17 protein-coding genes are annotated in these 22757 nt (G+C 49.0%); 11 read left to right on the top strand and 6 right to left on the bottom strand.

What is annotated here, in order from left to right; all coding sequences use genetic code 11:
* The 3 genes from KWJ01_RS23040 to KWJ01_RS23030 form a co-directional block, all read right to left on the bottom strand.
* Positions 1-807: a rhomboid family intramembrane serine protease gene (locus KWJ01_RS23040; protein ID WP_224999484.1), complete on the bottom strand. Its 807-nt coding sequence runs from the start codon at positions 805-807 to the stop codon at positions 1-3.
* Positions 808-813: 6 nt separating this feature from the next.
* Complete coding sequence (gene mutL, locus KWJ01_RS23035; RefSeq protein ID WP_224999483.1) at positions 814-2706, bottom strand: DNA mismatch repair endonuclease MutL; 1893 nt, start codon at positions 2704-2706, stop codon at positions 814-816.
* A gap of 111 nt (positions 2707-2817) precedes the next feature.
* Positions 2818-3180, bottom strand: coding sequence for a hypothetical protein (locus tag KWJ01_RS23030; RefSeq protein ID WP_224999482.1), 363 nt, complete (start codon positions 3178-3180; stop codon positions 2818-2820).
* 59 nt (positions 3181-3239) lie between these two features.
* On the opposite strand from KWJ01_RS23030, the gene KWJ01_RS23025 reads away from it, so the two are divergent.
* From KWJ01_RS23025 to KWJ01_RS22975, 11 genes are all read left to right on the top strand, one after another.
* Entirely contained in the window at positions 3240-6212 is a 2973-nt protein-coding gene (locus KWJ01_RS23025) for a glycoside hydrolase family 3 N-terminal domain-containing protein (RefSeq protein ID WP_224999481.1), read from the top strand.
* Positions 6213-6215: 3 nt separating this feature from the next.
* Positions 6216-7367: an N-acetyl-alpha-D-glucosaminyl L-malate synthase BshA gene (gene bshA, locus KWJ01_RS23020; RefSeq protein WP_224999480.1), complete on the top strand. Its 1152-nt coding sequence runs from the start codon at positions 6216-6218 to the stop codon at positions 7365-7367.
* A 95-nt stretch (positions 7368-7462) separates the two neighbouring features.
* A complete protein-coding gene (locus KWJ01_RS23015; protein ID WP_224999479.1) occupies positions 7463-8074 on the top strand; it encodes a sterol desaturase family protein in 612 nt (203 codons plus the stop codon).
* 59 nt (positions 8075-8133) lie between these two features.
* Positions 8134-8958, top strand: coding sequence for an NAD-dependent epimerase/dehydratase family protein (locus KWJ01_RS23010; RefSeq protein WP_224999478.1), 825 nt, complete (start codon positions 8134-8136; stop codon positions 8956-8958).
* A gap of 98 nt (positions 8959-9056) precedes the next feature.
* Positions 9057-10154, top strand: coding sequence for a VWA domain-containing protein (locus KWJ01_RS23005; RefSeq protein WP_224999477.1), 1098 nt, complete (start codon positions 9057-9059; stop codon positions 10152-10154).
* A gap of 5 nt (positions 10155-10159) precedes the next feature.
* Positions 10160-11707: a magnesium chelatase gene (locus KWJ01_RS23000; protein ID WP_224999476.1), complete on the top strand. Its 1548-nt coding sequence runs from the start codon at positions 10160-10162 to the stop codon at positions 11705-11707.
* 142 nt (positions 11708-11849) lie between these two features.
* Complete coding sequence (locus tag KWJ01_RS22995) at positions 11850-12560, top strand: helix-turn-helix domain-containing protein (protein ID WP_224999475.1); 711 nt, start codon at positions 11850-11852, stop codon at positions 12558-12560.
* Between the two features lie 112 nt (positions 12561-12672).
* Positions 12673-16428: a PAS domain S-box protein gene (locus KWJ01_RS22990; protein WP_224999474.1), complete on the top strand. Its 3756-nt coding sequence runs from the start codon at positions 12673-12675 to the stop codon at positions 16426-16428.
* Between the two features lie 29 nt (positions 16429-16457).
* Complete coding sequence (locus KWJ01_RS22985) at positions 16458-17819, top strand: PhoH family protein (RefSeq protein WP_224999473.1); 1362 nt, start codon at positions 16458-16460, stop codon at positions 17817-17819.
* Between the two features lie 102 nt (positions 17820-17921).
* Positions 17922-18458, top strand: coding sequence for a PRC-barrel domain-containing protein (locus KWJ01_RS22980; RefSeq protein ID WP_224999472.1), 537 nt, complete (start codon positions 17922-17924; stop codon positions 18456-18458).
* Positions 18459-18570: 112 nt separating this feature from the next.
* Positions 18571-19542, top strand: a complete 972-nt coding sequence (locus tag KWJ01_RS22975) for a fasciclin domain-containing protein (RefSeq protein WP_224999471.1) — start codon at positions 18571-18573, stop codon at positions 19540-19542.
* A 118-nt stretch (positions 19543-19660) separates the two neighbouring features.
* Here the strand turns inward: KWJ01_RS22975 and KWJ01_RS22970 are convergent, their stop codons facing one another.
* Genes KWJ01_RS22970 through KWJ01_RS22960 form a run of 3 tightly spaced genes read right to left on the bottom strand, consistent with a single transcriptional unit; the run spans position 19661 to position 22672 of the window.
* Entirely contained in the window at positions 19661-20260 is a 600-nt protein-coding gene (locus tag KWJ01_RS22970; RefSeq protein WP_224999470.1) for an SRPBCC family protein, read from the bottom strand.
* Between the two features lie 60 nt (positions 20261-20320).
* Positions 20321-21322, bottom strand: coding sequence for a cytochrome d ubiquinol oxidase subunit II (locus KWJ01_RS22965; protein WP_224999469.1), 1002 nt, complete (start codon positions 21320-21322; stop codon positions 20321-20323).
* Between the two features lie 6 nt (positions 21323-21328).
* On the bottom strand, positions 21329-22672 hold the full coding sequence (locus tag KWJ01_RS22960; RefSeq protein WP_224999468.1) for a cytochrome ubiquinol oxidase subunit I: 1344 nt from the start codon (positions 22670-22672) through the stop codon (positions 21329-21331).
* Between the last annotated feature and the right edge of the window lie 85 nt (positions 22673-22757).

Here is a 22757-nt window from a genome sequence, read left to right as displayed (position 1 = left end):
CTATTGATAACGGTTCCGGGCTTCACCCCACATGCTTAACAAAATAAATCCTACCAACATTCCTCCTACGTGAGCCATATGTGCAATCTGGTCATTAGGTGTTCGCTGGAACAGCGCATAAATTTCATAGGCACCATAAAAAAAGATCAAAACCCTGGCCCTCATAGGGATAGGCGGAAACAGCAGCATAATACGCCGGTAAGGAAACAGCAAACCTGCCGCCAGCAAAACACCAAATACAGCACCGGAAGCACCCAGCATGGGTATATTTACGGTTGCCATATAAAGTTGCTCTACTTTTATTTTAGCAGCCCGCTCCAGCTCACCATCATCCGGAGCATCGCCATAGGCACGAATCAGAGGATTGATGTTGCTATAATTCCTGGCGTAGAGAGATTCGAAATGCTCGGTAACCACTAACTCAAAACTATTTGGGTCTGGCTCCAGCATAAAAGCCTCCACATCCTGCCGCATTCCGCGCATCTCCACAAGTTCTACCCCCATGAAAAGTACAGCCGCCCCCAGGCCTGTGATCAGATAATACTGCAGAAAACGCTGGCTACCCCATACTTCTTCCAGCCATGTTCCGAAAATTATCAGCCCTATCATATTGCCGAAAAGGTGCCACAGATCGGCATGCAGGAACATATAAGTAACGAACTGCCATGCTCTAAAGTTATCTGAATTGATAGAGTAAAGCGCAAATAACTGAATTACCTCGCCATATAAGCCAAGCAGGTAAGATGCGCCAAAAACAGCTACATTTATCAGAAGAAGGTTTTTTACAACAGGGGTTAGGTTAAACATGCAGGATTATTGTTTAAAAAGTTCGGCAACTTTGTCCAGTTCCAGCAACCTGAAAGTCTGACGACCATCTGGTGTGTAGGCTGGTGTCTGGCAGGCAAACAGCTGATCGATCAGGGAGCGCATTTCGGCAAGCTCCAGTCGCTGTCCCCAGCGCAGGGCAGCTCTTAAGGCCAGGGCACGGGCTGTTTGCTCACGCTTGCCCAGGCTTAAATCGGTTCGGTGGTGCTTTAGCTGCTCCAGCAGCCCTTCCAGCAGGCGCTGGCTGTCTACACCGGCTAAATCGGCAGGCACCCCCTGTATCACCAGGCTATCGCCGCCAAAGTGGCTAAGCTCAAACCCCAGGCTTCTGATTTCTTCCTCATACTCCTGGAAGAGCTCCATATCCTGCCGGTTAAGCTGCAACTGCTGCGGAAACAGCGATTGCTGCGAAGCGGCAGATCCATGCTGCAGCTGTTTTAAAAATTTCTCATACAAAATGCGCTGATGTGCTGCCTCCTGGTCTATGAACATCATGCCGGATTTAACCTGGCATATGATGTAACGCCCATGGAGCTGAAACACCGACTGCTGCGCATCGACCCCGGAATCGTAGCCTTCTGCCGATTCAGTGGTTTTTAGCTGGTTGGCAGCGCTCTCTACCATCACCGACTGCGTAAACGCCCTGCTGGGCTGTATGATTGTTTGCGGCGGCCGCCCGCCCGGAGTAGCACCGGCTCCTCCCCCACCTCCTCTGTTCGCTTCAAACAACTGCTCCCAGTTCGTCAGGTTTTGCTGCTGAGTGCTGCTCTGCCTGAACTGTTCCCAGGATCTGTCGGGCCGGCTGTGAGCAGCCGTATCGGGTATATTTACGGTAGCTGCAAGCCTGCTGGTGAAGTTTACGTCCTGATCAAAATCGAGTGATGGTGTAAGGTTATGGGCGCCAATTGCCTGTCTTACCGCAGATTGTACAATTGCGTACACAGTTCGCTCATCGGCAAACTTAATTTCCGTTTTGGTAGGATGCACATTTATGTCGATTTCCTGGGGATCAATTTCCAGAAAAAGAACGTAAAACGGGTAAGTATCAGCCTGTAACAAACCCTCGTAGGCACTCATCATAGCATGGTGCAGGTAGTTACTTTTGATGTAGCGCTGGTTTACAAAGAAGTACTGTTCCCCACGTGTCTTTTTGGAGAATTCCGGTTTTCCGATGTAGCCCCAGAGCTTAAGGTGCGGGGTTTCTTCGCGGCAGGCAGCCATTTGCTCCTGGTGGTTTTTAGTAAACAGCTGCACAATGCGGTTGCTGAGTTTACCCGCCGCTAACTGGTAGGTTTCCAGGTCGTTCTGGTGCAGGCTAAAGGCTACCTCCGGATGCGCCAGGGCCACCCGCTGAAACTCTTCAACGATGTGCCGCATCTCTACCGGGTTGGATTTGAGGAAATTGCGCCTTGCAGGCACATTATAAAACAGGTTTTTTACGGCAATAGAGGTACCTTCAGGGGCTACCACCGGCTCCTGTTCCTTTACTTCCGATCCTTCTATACAAATCCGCACACCCAGTTCGGAACCATGCTGGCGGGTTTTCATTTCTACCTGGGCAACCGCAGCAATAGAGGCAAGCGCCTCGCCCCTGAAGCCCATGGTACGAATGGCAAAAAGATCTTCTGCTGTACGTATCTTAGAGGTGGCATGCCGCTCAAAACTCATGCGCGCATCGGTTTCAGACATGCCTTTCCCGTTGTCAATTACCTGCACCAGCACTTTGCCAGCTTCCCGGATCAGCACCTGCACACGGGTACTGCCAGCATCTACGCTGTTTTCCATAAGCTCCTTTACGATAGAAGCAGGGCGCTGCACTACCTCTCCGGCAGCAATCTGGTTGGCAATTGCATCGGGTAATAGCCTAATAATATCTGTCATGCAGTATAAACAGAATGAGCCCGTACATAGGGCGGGCTGTTAATGGTTAGGGCTTGTAAATATACAGAAAAAAAAGGGGCAGCGATATAACTACCCCATCTTTAGGCCATTTCAGGAATTATTACGCATTTGTCTCATACGTAAGAAAATATAAGCCGGCAGAAGAATTAAACCAAGGTAAAGCACGTTATTTCCGTAGAATAAATACCCAACTGAGAGAAATGCTAAAAGCAGGATTAATACTAGTTGGCTTACGTTGGAACGCTTTACTTCAGATTCCCTGCGGTCGTGCACTTGCTGCCACTCTGCTCTGAATTTGATGCGTTGTTCATCGGTGATTTTAGCTTCTGCTTCCATCTCGCGACGTATGCGTTCAGTCCGCTCTTCGATCTCTTCTTTGATAGGATCATAAAAGCGTGGCTCATAGTTAAATTTCTTACTATTTGGCAGCCGTATTAGGGAGGGTAATTTCATAATTAGGCGTATTTTGCAAGTCTACAAATCTAGCGATTCTTTATAAGGGTAACGTTCGCATGTTCGGAAAAGTTTGTGCCGTAATGGCTTTGTGTGTGATGGGTTTAACAGCCGCCTGGGCTGGCACGCCACCCGATTCTACTTCTTACAAAAAGTGGGCACAGCAGCGTGACCACTGGGTAGACAGTGTGATGAATAGTATGACGGAAGAGCAGCGTATTGGCCAGCTGTTTATGGTGGCTGCTTACTCGAACCGCGACATGGCCCATCTTCAGGAACTGGAGCAACTGGTGGTGGAAAACCATATTGGCGGCCTGATATTCTTTCAGGGTGGCCCCGTACGCCAGGCCCGCATGACAAACTACCTGCAAAGCAAGGCAAGTGTGCCGCTGTTCATTGCCATGGATGCAGAGTGGGGCCTGGGCATGCGGCTGGATAGCATCCAAAACTTTCCCCGACAAATGACACTGGGCGCTATTGAAGATAACCAGCTTATTTATACCATGGGTGCAGAAGTAGCACGCCAGCTAAAGCTGCTGGGGGTGCATATAAATTTTGCACCGGTGGTAGATGTAAACAGCAACCCCAATAATCCGGTAATTGGCACCCGCTCCTTTGGAGAATACAAGTTTGATGTAGCCCGCAAAGGCGTTGCCTATATGCGCGGCCTGCAGGATGGTGGCGTTCTGGCCAGTGCCAAGCACTTTCCGGGCCATGGCGATACCGATGCCGACTCCCACCTCTCCCTGCCGGTTATCAAACACGATATGGAGCGCCTGCGCAGCATAGAACTTTACCCTTTTCAGCAGCTCATAGGCGATAGCATTGCCAGTGTTATGGTTGCTCATTTATATGTACCTGCGCTTGATAATACCCCTAACCGCGCCACCACGCTCTCGCCTGCCGTAGTTAGTGGTTTACTGCGCAAAGAGATGGGCTACAGCGGTCTTATTTTTACCGATGCTCTTAACATGAAAGGCGTTAGCCAGTATTATAAGCCTGGCGATGTGGATGTGGCAGCCCTGAAAGCAGGCAATGATGTACTGCTGTTCTCAGAAGATGTAGCCGGTGCCATTCGTAAAATCCGCAGGGCCGTTAAGCGCGGCGAAATAACTCAGAAAAGCATAGATGAGCACACACGCCGCATCCTGCAGTCGAAATACTGGGCAAACCTGGATAGCTATACCCCCATCAATACAGACAACCTGCTTGAGAGGCTTAATGACCCTGTAGGCGATATGGTTCGCCAGAAATTATACGAACATGCCGTATCCATTGTGCACAACCAGCGCAACCTGCTGCCCATACGCCACCTGGAAGACCGAAACTTTGCCGCTGTAACCATAGGGGGCGACATTGCTAAAAACAAATTTGTGGAAACCCTGGAGCTCTATGCGCCCTTTGAACACTTCCATATCTCTAAAGATGCTTCTGCAGAACAGTTCAAAGCCCTGGAAGAAAAGCTAAAGCCCTACGATGTTGTGGTTGTAGGCGTGCATGATATGATGCGTGCACCTGAAAAGAACTTTGGCCTGGCACCCAACCAGCTCTCATTCATCAATGATATTCGCCGCCACCCCAATGCAGTAATTGCAGTGTTTGGCTCACCTTACAGCCTGAAGCACTTTGAAGAGGCCCGCACCCTGGTGCTGGGTTACGAAGATAACAGCTTTACCCAGGAGATTGTACCTTCTGTGATTTTCGGAGGCCTGCCCGCAAAAGGAAAGCTGCCGGTATCGGTAAGCGGCCTGGTGCGGCGTACCATGGGCGAGCGCACCCAGGACCTGGCCCGTTTAAGCTATGCCACTCCCGAAGATGTAGGCATGGACTCCAAAGTGCTGGAAAACATAGACCGCATAGCGGAAGAGGCTGTTAAACTGGGCGCCACACCGGGTATGCAGATCCTGGTTGCCCGCAAAGGCTCAATCATTTATCAGAAGAACTTTGGTCACCTCTCCTACGACAGCCTCAATCCTGTTACCAACGAAACGGTATACGACATTGCCTCCATCACCAAAGTTGCCGCAACACTGCAGGTAATGATGTTTATGGAGGAGCGCGGGCTGGTAGACCTGGACAAACCTATTGTAGAGTACCTCGAGGACTTGAAAGGCACCAACAAGGCCGATCTAAAGTTACGGGACATACTCGCTCACCAGTCGGGGCTGGTTCCCTATATTCCTTTCTGGAAAAACACCCTGCTCGATGCCAAGCTGAACACTGCCTACTACAGCAGCACGAAAAACGACAATTTCAGCCTGCCTGTTGCCGGTAATATTTACACCTCTCGCAGCATGCAGGATTCTATCTGGCAGTGGATCAAAAAATCAGACCTATTGCCCAAGCCAAGAGGTAAAAAGAACTGGGAGTACAAGTACAGCGACGTAGGCTACTACATTATGCAGCGCATTGCAGAAAAGATGCTGAACCAGCCTATGGCAGAGTTTCTGGCCCAGAACTTTTACGAGCCGCTGGGACTTGAATCTACTACCTACCTGCCCCTCTCCAAATACAGCATAACACGAATAGCCCCAACGGAGTTAGACAACTACTTCCGCAACGGGCTGGTGTATGGCATGGTGCACGATCAGGGCGCTGCCATGATGGGCGGTATTGCCGGCCATGCCGGTATTTTCAGCAATGCTACAGACCTGGCAGTACTCATGCAAATGAACCTGCAGGATGGATATTACGGAGGAAAGCGTTACTTTGCCCCCGGTACCGTAGAACGTTTTGCTAAGGCACAGTTTAAAGGCAACAGACGCGGGCTGGGCTGGGATAAACCAGAGATGAACAGTCCGCACGGCCCCACCTCTAACATGGCTTCTCCAGGTACATTTGGCCATACTGGCTTTACAGGCACTGCAGCCTGGGTAGATCCGGAATTTGAACTGGTCTACATATTTTTGTCGAACCGTGTACACCCGGATGCCAATAATACAAAGCTTATCCGCTTTGGCACCCGCACGCGTATCATGGATGAAATCTATAAAGCTATGCAGAGCTTTAATAAATATAATCAGACCCATTGAGGCATGAAAATTGGCATTGTTTGTTATCCTACTTTTGGCGGCAGCGGTGTAGTAGCTACAGAACTTGGTAAAGGACTGGCTAAAAAAGGCCACGAGATCCATTTTATTACTTATTCGCAGCCAACCCGTCTCGACTTTTTCAGCGAAAACCTTTATTACCACGAGGTAAACATGGAGCCCTACCCGCTCTTTGCCTACCCTCCCTACGAGCTGGCACTGGCCAGTAAAATGGTAGATGTGGTACGCTATGAAAAGCTTGATCTTCTTCATGTACATTATGCCATTCCGCATGCCTCGGCTGCTTATATGGCAAAACAGATATTAAAGAGCCAGGGCATTAACATTCCGGTTGTTACCACCCTGCACGGAACCGATATTACCCTGGTGGGCAAAAATGCCTCCTATGCACCGGTAGTTACGTTCAGCATCAACGAGTCTGATGGCATCACGGCAGTATCGGAATCGCTGCGGCAGGATACCTATCAGCACTTCGATATCAGAAAAGACATAGAGGTTGTGCACAACTTTGTTGACCTGGATCGCTTTAAAAGGCAGGCAAAGGAGCACTTCCGAAAGGCTATTAGCCCTATGGGTGAAAAGCTGATCGTACACACCTCTAACTTCAGAAAAGTAAAACGGGTAGATGATGTGATCCGCATATTCCATCAGATACGCCAGACACAGCCCGCCCGCCTGCTGCTGGTTGGCGATGGTCCGGAACGCCCCCGCATGGAAAAGCTGTGCCGTGAGTTAAAGATCTGCGATGATGTACGCTTCCTGGGCAAGCTCGATGCCGTAGAAGAGGTACTAAGCGTTGCAGACCTGTTCCTGATGCCTTCTGAAAAAGAAAGCTTTGGACTGGCTGCCCTGGAGGCCATGGCCTGCGAGGTACCCGTAGTAAGCTCTAATGCCGGTGGCCTGCCCGAGCTGGTAGTAGATGGCGTATGTGGCTTTGTTTGCCCTGTGGGCGACACCCGCCAGATGACAGAACGGGCCCTGTTTATTCTGCAGGAAGAAAACCTGCCGCAGTTTAAGAAGAACGCACTGGCACGCGCGCAGGAGTTCGATATCAGCAATATTTTGCCCCTTTATGAGGCAGTATACGATAAAGTACTTTCGGTAAAAGATTTATCTACCCTTGACGTGCCGCAATAAACAGGCATTTGTAAATTTGTGCCAAACAATTATTAGCCCTAACCTTTTATATAAGCATACGTTAGGCTATTGTCTGGTAAATTTTTTAATGTTCTATGAACCACACAGTGAAACCAAAAATGAAAGGCAGCAAGCAGCTTTTCAGTAATCCTCTGCTTGAACGCCTGAGCCGTACCCACATCTCCATACCATTAACACTCTACTCTGTAATCTCAATAGGTTTACTGTACTATGGAGCAACCGAAATAGGCCTGCAGGCAGGTATGATGGTACTGATGTTTGTACTTGGCTTCCTTTTCTTAACCCTGCTGGAGTATGTGGCCCACCGCTATGTTTTTCACATGGAGCCTACCAATAAGGTAAAGGCTAAAATCCAGTATACGGTACACGGGGTGCATCATGAGTACCCGAAAGACAAAGACCGGCTGGCTATGCCCCCTATACTGGCCCTGCTGTATGTAGCCATCTTTTTTATCGTATTCAGGTTTGCTTTAGGCGATTATGTATATGCCTTTGTGCCGGGCCTTTTAATGGGTTATGCCACTTATTTGTTTGTACACTTTGCGGTACATGCTTACCAGCCACCTAAAAACTTTCTAAAAATACTCTGGGTACACCATGCCATCCACCATTACAAAGATCCTGAAAGAGCCTATGGCGTATCTTCGCCACTCTGGGATTATGTGTTTGGCACCATGCCTAAATAACATTTAAGTCTACATTTAACTTTAAAGCTTAGCACCCTGCTAAGCTTTTTTCTGTTTTTATGAAAACCAAAAACATCAGCATACTAGGCTGCGGCTGGCTTGGGATTTTCCTGGCACGCCGTTTACTAAGAGAAGGGTATACCGTAAAGGGCAGCACCACCCGTACAGAAAAGCTTCCATCTCTCAGAGATGTAGGCATACACCCCTACCTGCTTAGCCTTACGCCAGAGCTTAACGGCCAAAAGGCTGCGGAGTTTTTCGATACCGACGTTCTGATCATAGACATACCACCCCAGGTGCATAAGCATGGAGAAGACTTTCACCCGCAGCAGATCGATAGTATACTAGAGGCCATTGCCACAAACAGTCAGCTGCGCGTGCTCTATACCAGCTCTACCAGCGTATATCCTGATAACGGAGAGGAATTGACTGAAGAAGCAGCCAAGCCCGAAGCCGAAGGTGCCAATAAAACGCTGCTAACTGCAGAAGCAAAGCTCCAGGAAGCCCTGGGCAGCAGGCTTAGCATTTTGCGCTTTGGCGGTCTGATGGGCTACGACCGCATTTCGGGGAAGTGGAGCCGGGGCAGCGAGCTGGAAGATACTCCCGTAAACTACCTGCACCGCGATGATGCTGTAGAGATTATTGTACAGCTGATCGCACAGCAAAAGTGGGGCGAGGTTTATAATGCCGTAGCACCTGAACATCCCGGCCGTGCTGCCATCTACAAAAAAAATGCAGCAGCCTTTGGCTGGCCGGAACCACAGGTAGTGCCCGCCAAAAAGAAAAAGACCATCAGCAGTAAAAAGCTGCAGCAGGCGCTTGGCTATAATTTTATTTATCCCGATCCGCTGGAATTCCCCTACACAAACCCTGATAACAGTTAAATAATCCAGCTGTTATACATAAACTGCAATAGAGAAATGCCTGACACGGGCATTTTTTTAACGAAAAAACGTTATACTACTGTACAATCCCCTACAACATGATTGGCTACAGATTTACAGACTATATACCCGAGAACGATCCGGAATCAACCACATTTGAAAACCTGCTGAAGGTGTTCATGCAGTTGCTGCTCATTACCTCCGGCGATGTTTCCGAAGCGCTTCACTGGCTAAGCAACCTCGATAAAAAGTACGGCCTCTCTACCGAAGATTACGGCATTGGCGATTTTATTGAAGACCTGAAAGAAAAGGGTTACATCACTGATGAAAATCCTGAAGGTAAATTTGAGGTAACTGCCAAAAGTGAGCAGAACATTCGTAAAAGTGCCCTGGAAGAGATCTTTGGTAAGCTTAAAAAAGGCCCTAAAGGCAATCACCACACCTTTTACAGTGGTGCCGGCGAAGAGCCCCGCACCGAAAAGCGAGAGTACCAGTTTGGCGACACCCCGGAGCAGATTGCCATTACAGACTCCCTGCGCAATGCCCAGATCAACCACGGGCTGGAAGGGCCGCTCCTTACCGAGCAGGACCTGGAGGTATATGAGAAAGACTATAAGTCCCAGACCTCTACGGTGCTTATGATCGACATCAGCCACAGCATGATCCTGTACGGCGAAGACAGGATTACACCTGCTAAAAAAGTGGCCCTGGCCCTGGCAGAGCTTATTAAAATACGCTACCCGAAGGATACGCTTGATGTAATTGTGTTTGGCAACGACGCCTGGCAGATAGAGGTAAAAGACCTGCCTTTTTTGCAGGTAGGCCCCTACCATACCAATACGGTTGCCGGCCTGGAGCTGGCCATGGACCTGCTGCGCCGCCGCAAAACATCTAACAAGCAAATCTTTATGATTACGGATGGCAAACCTACCTGCCTTAAAGTAGGTATTAAATATTACAAGAATTCTTTCGGGCTCGATCGCAAGATCCTGAATAAAACCCTTAACCTGGCCGCGCAATGCCGCCGCCTCCATGTGCCCATTACCACATTCATGATTGCTTCAGACCCTTATTTAAAGCAGTTTGTGCAGGAGTTTACGCAGGTAAACGGCGGCAACGCTTACTACAGCAGCCTGCAGGGACTGGGGCACCTTGTTTTTGAAGATTACAGACGCAACCGCAGAAAAACTTTTTAAGAAACATGCAAATAAAGAATATCCCGGCCGAGAAGCTAACCAGGATCAAAACCCTTGGTGAGCTGAAAGCTACCGGCTACGCCACACGCAGCATAAAGGAAGAATTACGCCAGAACTTAATCTACAAACTACAGCATAAGGAAAATCCTTTTCCCGGCATTTTAGGCTACGACGAAACCGTACTGCCCGATCTGCAGCGTGCTATTTTAAGCCGTCACCACATTAACCTGCTGGGTTTGCGGGGCCAGGCAAAAACACGTATTGCCCGCCTGATGGTAAACCTGCTGGATGAGTACATTCCATACCTGGAGGGCACCGATCTGCTGGAAGACCCCCTGAATCCAATCAGCCACCATGGCCGCGAAATTGTAGCCGACCTGGAAGATGATGCACCCATTGCCTGGCTGCACCGCAATGAGCGCTACACCGAAAAGCTGGCTACCCCTGATGTAACTGTAGCAGATTTGATCGGCGATGTAGACCCTATCAAGGCCGCCGCCCTAAAGCTACCCTACTCCGACGAGCGGGTTATTCATTACGGCCTGGTGCCACGCTCCAACCGCTGTATTTTTGTAATCAACGAGCTACCCGACCTGCAGCCGCGCATACAGGTGGCCCTGTTTAATATTCTGCAGGAGGGCGATATTCAGATCAGGGGCTTTAAGCTGCGCCTGCCACTGGATATCCAGTTTGTGTTTACCGCCAACCCCGAAGACTATACCAACCGGGGCAGCATAGTAACACCGCTTAAAGACCGTATCGACAGCCAGATTATTACACACTACCCTAAAACACTGGAGATAGGCAAAGCCATTACCCAGCAGGAAGCTAAAATTAGCCCCGAGCAGCAGGAGATGGTAGTAGTAAATGATCTTGCAAAAGATCTGATTGAACAAATAGCATTTCAGGCCCGCGAAAGTGAGTATGTAGATGCCAAAAGCGGTGTTTCTGCACGTCTCACCATATCGGCCTACGAAAACCTGGTAAGTGCAGCCGAACGCAGGGCCCTGCTCAATGGCGAAAGCAGAACTTATATACGCCTGAATGATTTGGTGGGTGTTGTACCGGCAGTAACCGGTAAAATTGAACTGGTGTACGAGGGTGAGCAGGAAGGTGCCGGCATTGTAGCCCAAAACCTGCTGGGCAAAGCCATCCGCACCCAGTTTCTGAATTACTTTCCAAACCCAAAGCCAGAAAAAAGCAGTAAGCAACAGCAGGCTCCGAAAGCAAAAAATCCGTATAAAACCATAACAGACTGGTTTGGCGAAGGCAATGCAGTAGACCTCCTGCTCGATGCATCTGAAAAAGATTATAAAAGAGCACTATCAGAAGTGCCCGGCCTTAAAGAGTTTGTAAAGAAGCAAATTCCTGACCTGAGCCAGGACGACCTGTTCTTTATGATGGAGTTTGTGCTGCACGGGCTTGCAGAGTACAGCATGCTTAGCAAAAAAGGACTTACAACAGGTACCAGGTTCAGCGATCTGCTTAGCAGCATGTTTAGCATGCCGGGACTGGATAGCCTGGAAGAAGAGGACGAGGACGAAGATTTTTAATCATCGCCACTCAGAGCTTATACCTGCCCTAAGGGGCCGGTAGCCTGCCTTGGGGCAGGTGAACAGCCTCCCCTCACAGGGGAGGCTGTCCTTTCTCTTTCTCACATGGAGAGAGACAGTCCTTGTCTGATTAAGAGTACATATGACGCTACGAGAACTACAATCGTTGGTAAAAGAGGGCGAGCACGCAACGCTGGAATTCAAGAAAAAAGTAGCCCATCCCGAAAAAATAATCCGGGAGATAGTAGCCTTTGCCAATACCAGGGGAGGCAATTTATTGATAGGAGTAGGCGATGATGGCGGACTTAGCGGCCTGCGTTTTCCGGAAGAGGAGGCCTGGGAGCTTAATAAGGCCATCATCAACAATTGCAAACCTAAAATCCGCTATCAGCAGGAAACCATTCCACTTTCGGCCAATAAGTGGGTGTTGCGGTATTATATAAGCGAAAGCCCGCAGAAACCACACTTTGTGCTGGAAGATCAGCCCCTGCCGCCAGGCACCCCTCCGCAAAAGAAAAAGAACACCCCCATGCGCAAGCGCACCTACGTGCGGGTGGCAGACCGTAGCATTCAGGCAAGCCGCGAAATGCGTGAAATTTTGCGCCGGCGCCAAAAGCCGAAAGACATTGGCTTTCAGTGGAGCGAAAAGGAACAAAAGCTTATGCAGTACCTGCAGGATAATCCTTTTATCACCCTTAAAGATTATGCAAAGGTAGCCGACATACCCCTTAGCCTGGCCTCCAGAACACTCATTAGGCTGGTTTTGGCCAATGTGCTTGATATTCAGCCGGCAGAAGGTGGCGACCGCTATACCCTCAAGCCCCTTGAGGAGGCCAGTCCTTACCATCTCTAGCAAAAAGATTTAATTTAGGTATAACCCTACATCATAGTACGAAACCAAGGTTTGTTTTTGCTGGCGCTGCGAGTCTTAGTAAATTTAAGCTAAGGCCCCAGCGCCATTTGCCATGCTTAACAAACTGTCGCGCATTTTTTTAGTCCACAAGCTACACGACCGCCGGTACCAGCGCTTTCGTGCAGAATTTACTGCCCTGAACCTGGAGCGGGTTGAAAAATTCTCCCTGATCACGGCTGTAGCAACAACCATCTTCGCCTTACTTCCCAATGCATTGCGTTGCCTGGTATTTACAGAATATAAGACTGCCAACATTGTAAGCCTCTTGTTTCTGGAAGCCTCCGCCACCTGCTTTATGCTCTTGTTCTATGGAGCAACGCAGTGGCTAAAAGAAGAGCGAAAGCTCGAAAAGAAGGTTTTGCTTGTAAAATCTTTCATTTTTATCACTTTATTACATGCACTGTTTATCTCACTGGCGGTGTATGAGCACCAGTCTGCAATTCCGGTATTCTTGCTTAGCTGCTGTGCCCTGATGTCTTTGTTGTACTGGTCGGCCAGGCGTTTGCTCCTCTTCATAGGCCTTGGTGAGTTTCTCTACCTGCTAAGCCATTACACCCTTTACCAGGATGCCTCCCTGTTCCATTCCAGTATACTAGGCCATCTAATCTTCTTAAGCATCTTCTTCTTCATTTCACGCACCATTCTGGAGCTTAAATTGCGCGATTTTGAAAATGCAGAAAAAATAGAGTCACAAACAGAGCAGCTTCAGGCTAAAAATCAGCGGCTGCGCATTACCGAGCATGCCCTTACTACCCTGCACAGAAACAACCATCAGGGTGTTTTCAAAATACAGGGAGCAAAAGGTTTTACCTATGTAAATGATCACATGGCCGAGATGATGGGCTTTGCCTCTGCCTCGGACCTGATACGCGAGGGCAAAAACTTCTCCTTTATTCCGCAGCAGGAGCTGGATGCCATTGCCCGTAAGCTTAACCAGCAGGGCTTTGCAGAAGGCCTGGAGGTAGAAGCCACCCGCCGCGACGGTAGTCATTTCTGGATGCAGTTTAACTGCTCCGTACATACCGATGAACATAATGGCGGCCTGATCTATGAAGGCAGTGCCATGGACATTACACACCGGAAAAAAGCCCTGCAGGAGGCCCTGGAAAATGCCGCCAAGCTGGAGCAGGCCGAAAAAATTGCCAATGCAGGTTTTTACGAAATAGACATCAGCTCCAGCCGCATAAGCTATTCTGCAGGCTACTGTGCTATTTTAGAGATTCCGGAGGTTAACAGCATCTGCCTGAACGATCACCTGGAGTACATTCACCCCGACGACCGCAACGAGGTACGCCGTGTGCTGCTGCAGGCCATCATGAGGGGCGAGGACTATAACCTTCAGTACAGGATCAGCAACCGTAATGGTGAATGGAAACACCTCAGCAGCAAGGGTAAGGTAATCCAGAACGACCGGGGCAGAGACTTTAAAATACTTGGCACTGTACAGGATGTAACGCAAATCCGGCAGCAGCAGGAGGCATTGGAGCAATCGCAAGCAATTATCCGCACGGCCTTTGACCATAACAACCACTTTGGCATTTACATCTTCGACCGCCATTACAAACTACTGGAATTTAACAAAGTAAGCTCCACCAAGCTAAAACAGTGGCTGGGTATTGATTTGGTTAAAGGAACAGATGTGCGTAACACCCTCAGACCTGTTACCGCAGAAACTTTTATTCCTATCTTTAAAAAAGCCCTGGAAGGCGAAAGCACTCATTTTGAACATAACATCCAGGAAAATACACCCGGCGAAACCTGGGCCGAAATTTATGTTGGTCCGGTAAAGAACGCACAGGATGAAATTATAGGTGCTGTTATGATGGCGGCAGATATTACCCAGCGCAAGCGCAACGAGGGCTTGCTAAAAAACCTTTCGCTGGTTGCAAGCCATACCGACAATGCCGTAATGATCTCCGACCCCAAGCACCGTGTGGAGTGGGTGAATGAAGCCTTCAGGCGCCACACCGGTTACGAACTGGAGGAAATTCGCGGGCTATACCCTAAAGACTTTATGGTATCGGAACTAACCGATGCCAATACCCTGCAGCAACTCAACAACTGCCTTAAAACCGGCAGGTCTTTTACAGATGAGATTTTGCTAAGGAACCGCAGTAATGAGCAGAGATGGGTGCTTCTGACCGTAAACCCTGTAAGCAACAGCACCGGAGAGGTAGAAAAGTTCGTATCTATATTTACAGACCTAAGTGAGCGCAAAATCTTTGAACAGGAGTTGCGCAATGCCAAAGAAGCGGCAGAACATTCAGCAGAAATCAAAGAGTATTTTCTATCTACCGTAAGCCATGAGCTGCGCACCCCGCTCAATGCTGTTATTGGTCTGGCTTATCATCTGCTGCAGAACAACCCACGCCCCGACCAGGAAGATGACCTTAGCATTCTTAAATTTTCGGCAGAAAACCTTTTAAGCCTCATTAACGACATACTGGACCTATCGAAAATAGAAGCCGGAAAGGTTCACCTGGAGGATATCCAGTTCAACCTGCGGGATATCCTCAACAGCCTTAAGCACTCCTTCCAGACACAGACTGAGAGCAAAGGCCTCGACTTTAAACTGTACCTGCACGACGATGTGCCCCATGAACTGAAGGGCGATCCTGTACGCCTGATCCAGATCATCACAAACCTGCTGAGCAATGCCATTAAGTTTACCCACCAGGGCATGGTAAAGGTAGAGATCAAAACAAAATCTGTTCATAACGAGCAATACCTGCTGCAGTTCGAGATTTCAGACTCAGGCATTGGCATTCCAAAAGAAAAGCTGCACACTATTTTCAACAAATTTGAGCAGGCCAGCACTACGACCAACTTCACCTATGGCGGCACCGGGCTGGGCCTTGCCATTACCAAGCAGCTGGTAGAAATTCAGGGAGGCACTATCTGGGTTAAAAGCACTGTAGGCCAGGGCAGCTGCTTTGGTTTTTCCATCCCCTACAGAATATCTGCCAGAACCGATCTGCAGCCGCTGGCGTATACATTCGGGGTTGAGGTTAAAAAAGACCTTAGCAAAATGCACCTGCTTATGGCAGAAGACAACCAGATCAACCAGGCCGTTGCCGGTAAATTTCTGCAAAGCTGGGGCATCTGCTACGATGTTGCCGAAAATGGCATTGAGGCAGTGAAAATGGCCGCTTCAAAAAAGTATGATCTTGTTCTGATGGATCTGCAAATGCCCGAAATGGATGGATTTGAAGCTACCAGGCAAATCAGACTCCTGCCCCATGCTGCCTATCAAAACACGCCCGTTATAGCCATAACAGCTGCAGGCATAGCCGGTATCGAAGAAAAAATAAAAGAAGCCGGCATGACGGACATGGTACTGAAACCATTTAAGCCAGAGACCCTACTCTACAAACTTAACCACTACTGCCCTTTTGTAAAGGAAACGCCAAAGAGTATGCACTACCCTCAAAACACTCCAATAGCGCACGATCTTGATTTATCCGGAGTTCTGGAAGTAGCTGGTGGAGACAGATCTTTCTTACAGGAGCTAATAAATTTGTACATACGCCAGTTTACCGAGGTTCCTGTTGATATTAAAGCCGCAGTAAATGCTGGCGACAGAGTGCAATTGCGCCGTATTTTTCATAAGTTAAGGCCTTCTATGCTTATGCTGAAGATTGAAAAAATGACTGCTCTTGGCGAGCGCATTCACCAGCAACTGCATGATGAAAGCAGCAGTTTTGAAGACCTGAACCCCCTGCTTGATAATTATATTAGCCTGGTGGAAGCCCTTAAGCATAAACTGCAGCAAAAAGCAGAAACCGAAAACCTGGTGCTCGGTTCCTGATATTTTTACAAGCTCCTAAACTATTTTTTATGCCCGCAAAAACTGACCGACAAAAGAAGATTTTTGTACTAGACACCTCTGTAATTCTCTATGCCCATAATGCCATCATGAATTTTGATGAGCATGATGTAGCCATTCCCATTACAGTGCTGGAAGAGCTGGACCAGTTCAAGAAGGGAAACGAAAACAAAAACTTTGAAGCCCGCGAATTTATCCGCCTGCTCGATGGCCTCTCCGAAAGCTATATGCTGCACACCTGGATACCACTGGATGCCAGCCGTAAAAGCAAAAAGGGCCGCTTTAAAGTGCTCATGGAAAATGATAGCATGCTGGATGCCATTCGTATTTTCGATGAAAAAAAGGCCGATCACCGTATTCTCAATGCCGCCCTTAAGCTGCAGGAAGATCAGGTAAACGAACCGGAGAGTAAAAGGGTAACGCTGGTTAGTAAAGATATAAACCTAAGGCTAAAGGCAAAATCGCTGGGCTTACCGGCAGAAGATTACGAGACCGGTAAAATCAAAAATGTAAACACCCTCTTTACCGGCCGCACCGAGCTCGACAAAGTAGCACCCGAGGTGATCGATAAATTCTACGACAAGGGTGGCTGCCACCGCGAAGAAATCTGGGGTAAGGATAAGCCGCTTGCCAACAGTTATCATATCCTTAAAAGTCCTAAAAATTCGGTTCTAGCTTACTACAACCCCTCTAACGAGCAGGTAGAGAAGGTTGATAAAATTCCGGTATATGGCATAAAGCCCCGCAATGCCGAACAAACCTTTGCCATACATGCCCTGCTTAATCCCGAGGTGCGCCTGGTAAGCCTGCAGGGTGTTGCAGGTACCGGAAAAACCCTGCTGGCACTGGCAGCTGCACTGGAGCAGCGGTCGGCTTTCAGGCAGGTATACCTGGCAAGGCCTATTGTACCCTTAAGCAATAAAGATATTGGTTATTTGCCCGGCGATGTTAAAAGCAAGCTGAACCCCTACATGGAGCCGCTCTTCGATAACCTGAAGTTTGTGCAGAGCCAGTTCCGGGAATCAGATAAGGAGTACCAGCGCATTACCGAAATGATTGAGCGTGAAAAGCTGGTGATCTCCCCTCTTGCTTATATTCGCGGCCGTAGCTTAAGCAACATTTTCTTTATTGTGGATGAGGCGCAGAACCTAACCCCCCATGAGGTAAAAACCATTATTACACGTGCAGGAGACAACACCAAGATTGTGTTTACCGGCGATATTTACCAGATAGACACACCTTACCTCGATTCGCAAAGTAATGGCCTTTCCTATCTTATAGACAGGCTGAAAGACCAGCCCCTCTATGCCCACATCACACTAGAGAAGGGTGAGCGCTCAGAACTGGCTAACCTGGCCAATGAGCTGCTGTAAAGCCTGCTTTACAGAATCATAAGAAACATAAACTTTTAGCTTTGGCTGGAGTTGTACTACAAAGGCATTAAAAATCCTGGTACAACTCCAGCCAATTATATTATGAACTATCAAAACTACACATACATAAGCGATATCATTGGAAAACCCGTACAAAACTCACTGGCACAGGAGTACGGCAATGTATCAGATGTCATACTCTCCGCCTCACACCGCAGGGTGGTGGCGGTAGTGGTTGAAAAAGGCGGCTTTCTGGGCATGGGAGCAGATCATTTTATTCTGCCCTGGCAAATGCTGCAGGTAAATCCTAACACATTTAAAGTGTTGGTAGAAGCTGACCGCAAAACCATAGAAGACGCTCCCCTGGTTGATATTGATAAAGTAAGAGAAGGTGATTTCGATACCCTAAGTCTTATCTTCAGCTACTATGGTGTAGATGAGTTCTGGAAAAGTCCATCAGAAGATCCGGAAACTTATGAGCAGAACTATAGGGCCGGCGAAGATCTGGGTGAGCGCTTACCATCGAATGAAGGATCTCATCAGATTACAAAACATTATCCTGGCCAACGTAACAGCCATATCAGGGAAGAGCTTAACTACGATAAGATAAAAGGCATCAGTAAATCTGATGAAAAATAAATAAGTATCTTAAAATTCTGTCATGCGAGAACCGGCCTTAGTGCCGGTTTTTTAATTTTGCTGAACTTACAAATGAAAAAGGTACCTTTGTAACGGCTAAACTACCTATTCTATGAAAAGCAAGCTTTTTGCATTGCCCACTGTCTTCTCTTTTAAGAGCCTACTATTTATCTTTTGCTTATTAACATGGAGCTGCGATAGCGATGATAATACCACTACCATTATTCCCGGCAATACAGTTTTACATGTAATACGAACAGAAGCATCTACCAGTACTTTTTCAGATGCTGTGAATCGTACAGCCACTGGCACTATCCTAAATAATCAAAACACCAGGTTTACAGTATTTGCCCCAAATAACGAAGCCTTCGCTGCATACCTGCAGGCAAACGGCTACGGCAGCCTTGATCAGGTACCGGCTGCAGCCCTGGAAAACCTGGTAAATTACCACATAGGCCTGGGCAGTTATGTAGCCGAACGACTCGACAGTGCCCGCCTGATCAGCACACTCGGCGAAGCAAAAATCTTTATTTACAACAGCAATAATTCCATATCGCTGAACGGAGAGGCCCAGGTAATACAGCCTGATCTTTCGGGAAGAAATGGTGTTGTACATATCCTGGATGGGGTACTTACGCCACCTACACAAACCCTGGGGCAGTACATATCATCAAGAGCAACCGCTGAAAACCCCGAGTTTAACCTGCTCCAGGCTGCAATTGAGCGCGCCGGACTAACAACGCTCTTAAACAGCAATAGCCAACCCTATACCCTGCTGGCGCCTACCAATGCAGCTTTTACCGCTGCCGGCTATGCCAGCCCCGAAGATATTGCAAATGAAGATCCTGCCGTTTTACAGAATATTCTGTCTTACCACCTCTTGCCCGCCTACCGCTTTTCTTTTGCCTTCCGCAACCAGGAGGTTGTAACACGGCAGGGAAACAGGGTACAGGTTGATGCCACCAACAAGACTGTTAAAGGTATTGGAAACACAGAAGCAGCAGCGCTCATTGCCGCAGAGCAGGATGTACTTGCTATCAATGGCATTGTGCATGCCATTAACCAGGTGTTGCTCCCCGAATAGAAAAGGGTCTGTGAATAACGAAGCCCGTGCCATGGCACGGGCTTCGCCTTTTAATATCAGCTGACAGGCAGCCAAACTTATGTAGCTATGGTTTGCCTGTATTATTCAGATTCCCTGTTTAGGTTCCCTGAATAACTGCGGTATCATTGATGGGTGCAGGAGCCGCCGGTGCAGGCTCCACCCTGCGCTGGCTCTCCAGCAGGCGCTTTAAATTCATAAGGCCTTTGTCGAACTGCTCCTCCATTGCCGGACCTATAAAAAGTGCCGAGAGGCGGCCTACAGGGTAATCAAGCGCCATTTCATCTGCCCAGACTACACGGGTGGTTCTGCTGTCGAGGCTATCGAACTGCCACAGATCTGTTCCGGTAGACTGCATGGGCTCTTCAAAGGCAAGGGTAAAACGCACCATCTTGTCCTCTTCAATCTCCTCCTGCACCAGGTGGCCTTTCCCGATCTTGTCTCCCTCCCAGGTCCACTGCGCACCTCTGCCCCTGCTGGGCGTGCTGATTTCGTTTACCGCTTCGGGATCCAGCTCAGACCAGGGATTCCAGGCAAGCCAGTTGTTAAGATCGGCCACCTGGTCGAACACCTCATCTACAGGCCGGTTAATTACAATGCTACGCTCAACGCGCAGCGTTTCAGGCATAAAAGCAGCGGCAATAAGTGCCAGAATCATTACCCCTGCCAGCACAAGAGCAACACCACGAATTATCTTCATATTAGCTTTAAAGGAATAGCATCAGCAAATGCACCCCAAAGATACAGTATTTTATGGCTCCTAAACCCGAACCGGCTTCTTAAATGTGCGCAGCAGGTAGTAAAGTGAGGGCAGGATGAGCAGGCTGCCAACTATCAGGGCCAGAGCAAGTTGCTGCTGGGTAGCAGCCGGAGCGGCTGCCTCAAAAAGCGTAAGTGCTTTGCCGTTTTCATAACGCAGGGCAACCGGGTATTCCACCCAAAACCAGGCACCTAGTACCAGCAGAGTCTGAAAGCCCGCCAGCAGCCTGCTGGCAACTACATGCTTGCGCACCAGGGCCACCCACAGCAGGGGCAACGACAGCGTAGCCAGCACTAGCGCTGCAATGGCACCTGCAGAGTTTATAAAGAGGCTTACCAGCGGAAGCCCCTCCCAGGCTGCAGTTGCAAACACGAGGCCACCTGCAAGCACAAGTGCAATGTTACTGTTACGGGCTGCACGAACAAAAGTGTGGGTTTCTTCTTCTGAACGTGCCTCGCCAATCAGGTAAACGGCCGCCAGAAAGGCAAAAAGGCAAACGGTAAACACGCCCACGGCCAGGCAAAACAGGTTAAACCAGGGGGCAATAAACAAACTGTAAAAGGAGCCGTCAGCCATGGTCACAGGCATTCTGCCCACCAGCATACCCCCAGCCACCATACCCAGGAACAAGGGTGTAAACAGGCTTGATATCCTGAATATAAAGGTGTACCAGTCCTGCGACTGATCTTTTATGGCATCGTAGTGCCTGAAGGTAAAGGCACATCCCCTGAGTACAATTCCCACCAGCAGGGCCAGCAGCGGAATGTGCAGGTAACGCGACATATCGGCATAAATAAGCGGAAAGCCCATGAACAGGATCACCACCACCAGGATCAGCCAGATGTGGTTTGCCTCCCACACCGGTGCAATGGCTTTGCTGATGGTCTGGTAATGGCGCTTCCCGGCAAATATTTCTATGATGCCAGCACCAAAATCTGCCCCTCCGAACAGTACGTAGAAGAGCAGCGAGATCACTAAAAAGGCAATTACAATAAACAGCATGCTGTTCTATTCTAGTTGTGTTGGAGCATTGGAGGTAAGGCGAGCAGAGGCATAGCGATCGGGCAGCGTTTTTATTTGCCTGTACATGAGCCACACCAGCACAAAGGCCAGCAGCAGGTACAGGAATGTAAAAAGCAAAAAGGGTACCACCAGGCCGGGCATGGGCGAAACCGCATCGGCAGTTCGCATAATGCCATAAATAATCCAGGGCTGCCGGCCTACTTCCGTAACCGTCCAGCCAGCTTCAATGGCTATAAAACCAAGTGGTGAAATGACTACCAGAGTCCATAAAAACCATCGCTTAAACAACCAGGGAGACTTTCGCCACTGCAGCACCAGGAACAGCACACTCATGAGCGCCAGAATCCCCCCACAGGCCACCATGATTTGAAAGGCCACGTGTACAATCAGCACGGGCGGCCAGTCCTCACGCGGAAAAGCATCCAGACCGATTACTTTCGCACTAAAATCGCCATGCGCCAGAAAGCTAAGCATTCCGGGCAGGTGAATGGCATAGTCTACCTTCCGGGTTTCGTCGTTGGGAATGCCACCAATGAGCAGATCGGCAGGCTGGCTGGTTTCGTAAAGCGCCTCCAGTGCTGCCAGCTTTGCCGGCTGCCGCTCTGCCACATCTTTGGCAGAAAGATCGCCGCTAAGCGGTTGCAGGAGCGCTGCTATTGCCCCAATGGTAAGGGCTATGCGCAGCGCCTTCTGATGAAAAAGGTTGTTGGGGTGCCTTAAGAGTAAAAAGGCATGCAGCCCTGCTACGGCAAAACCTGTTGCTGCAAATGCCGCCAGGGTCATGTGCAGGGCCTGGGTAAACCAGGCATCGTTAAACATGGCCGCTACCGGATCTATATTATAGGCCTTTCCGTCAACCCAATCAAAACCGGCGGGTGAGTTCATCCAGCCATTGGCTGCTACTACAAATATACCGGAGGCAACCCCCGATATGCCAACCACAACTCCTGATGACCAGTGGATCCAGGGTGGCAGGCGATCCCAGCCATAGAGGAAAAGACCCAGGGCAATGGCCTCCAGAAAAAAAGCAGTACCCTCCCAGCTAAAAGGCATGCCTATGATGGCACCGGCATGCTCCATAAACTCGGGCCATAGCAGGCCAAGCTCAAAGGAAAGGGCGGTGCCCGATACAGCACCCACTGCAAAGAAAATGGCCACACCTACCGACCACACCTTTGTAAGGTCTTTATAGAGAGGCTCACGGGTGCGCAGGTAGCGGTAGCCCGAGGCTGCCATCAGAAATGGCATTGCAATGCCTATACAGGCAAAAATAATATGAAAACCCAGCGATACAGCCATTTGCAGGCGGGCTGCCAACAGATCGTCCATAGCTGTCAGGAAATAAATGGTGCAATAGATAAGAACTGCCCGAAGTTACAACAGAACCAGCAGACAGACTGCTGATTGGGCAGGA

The organism is Cesiribacter sp. SM1 (assembly GCF_020178975.1).
In the GTDB taxonomy this organism is placed as follows: Bacteria; Bacteroidota; Bacteroidia; order Cytophagales; family Cyclobacteriaceae; genus Cesiribacter.
Note: the sequence above shows the minus strand (reverse complement) of the source record. Positions and strands in the feature narration are given on the sequence as shown.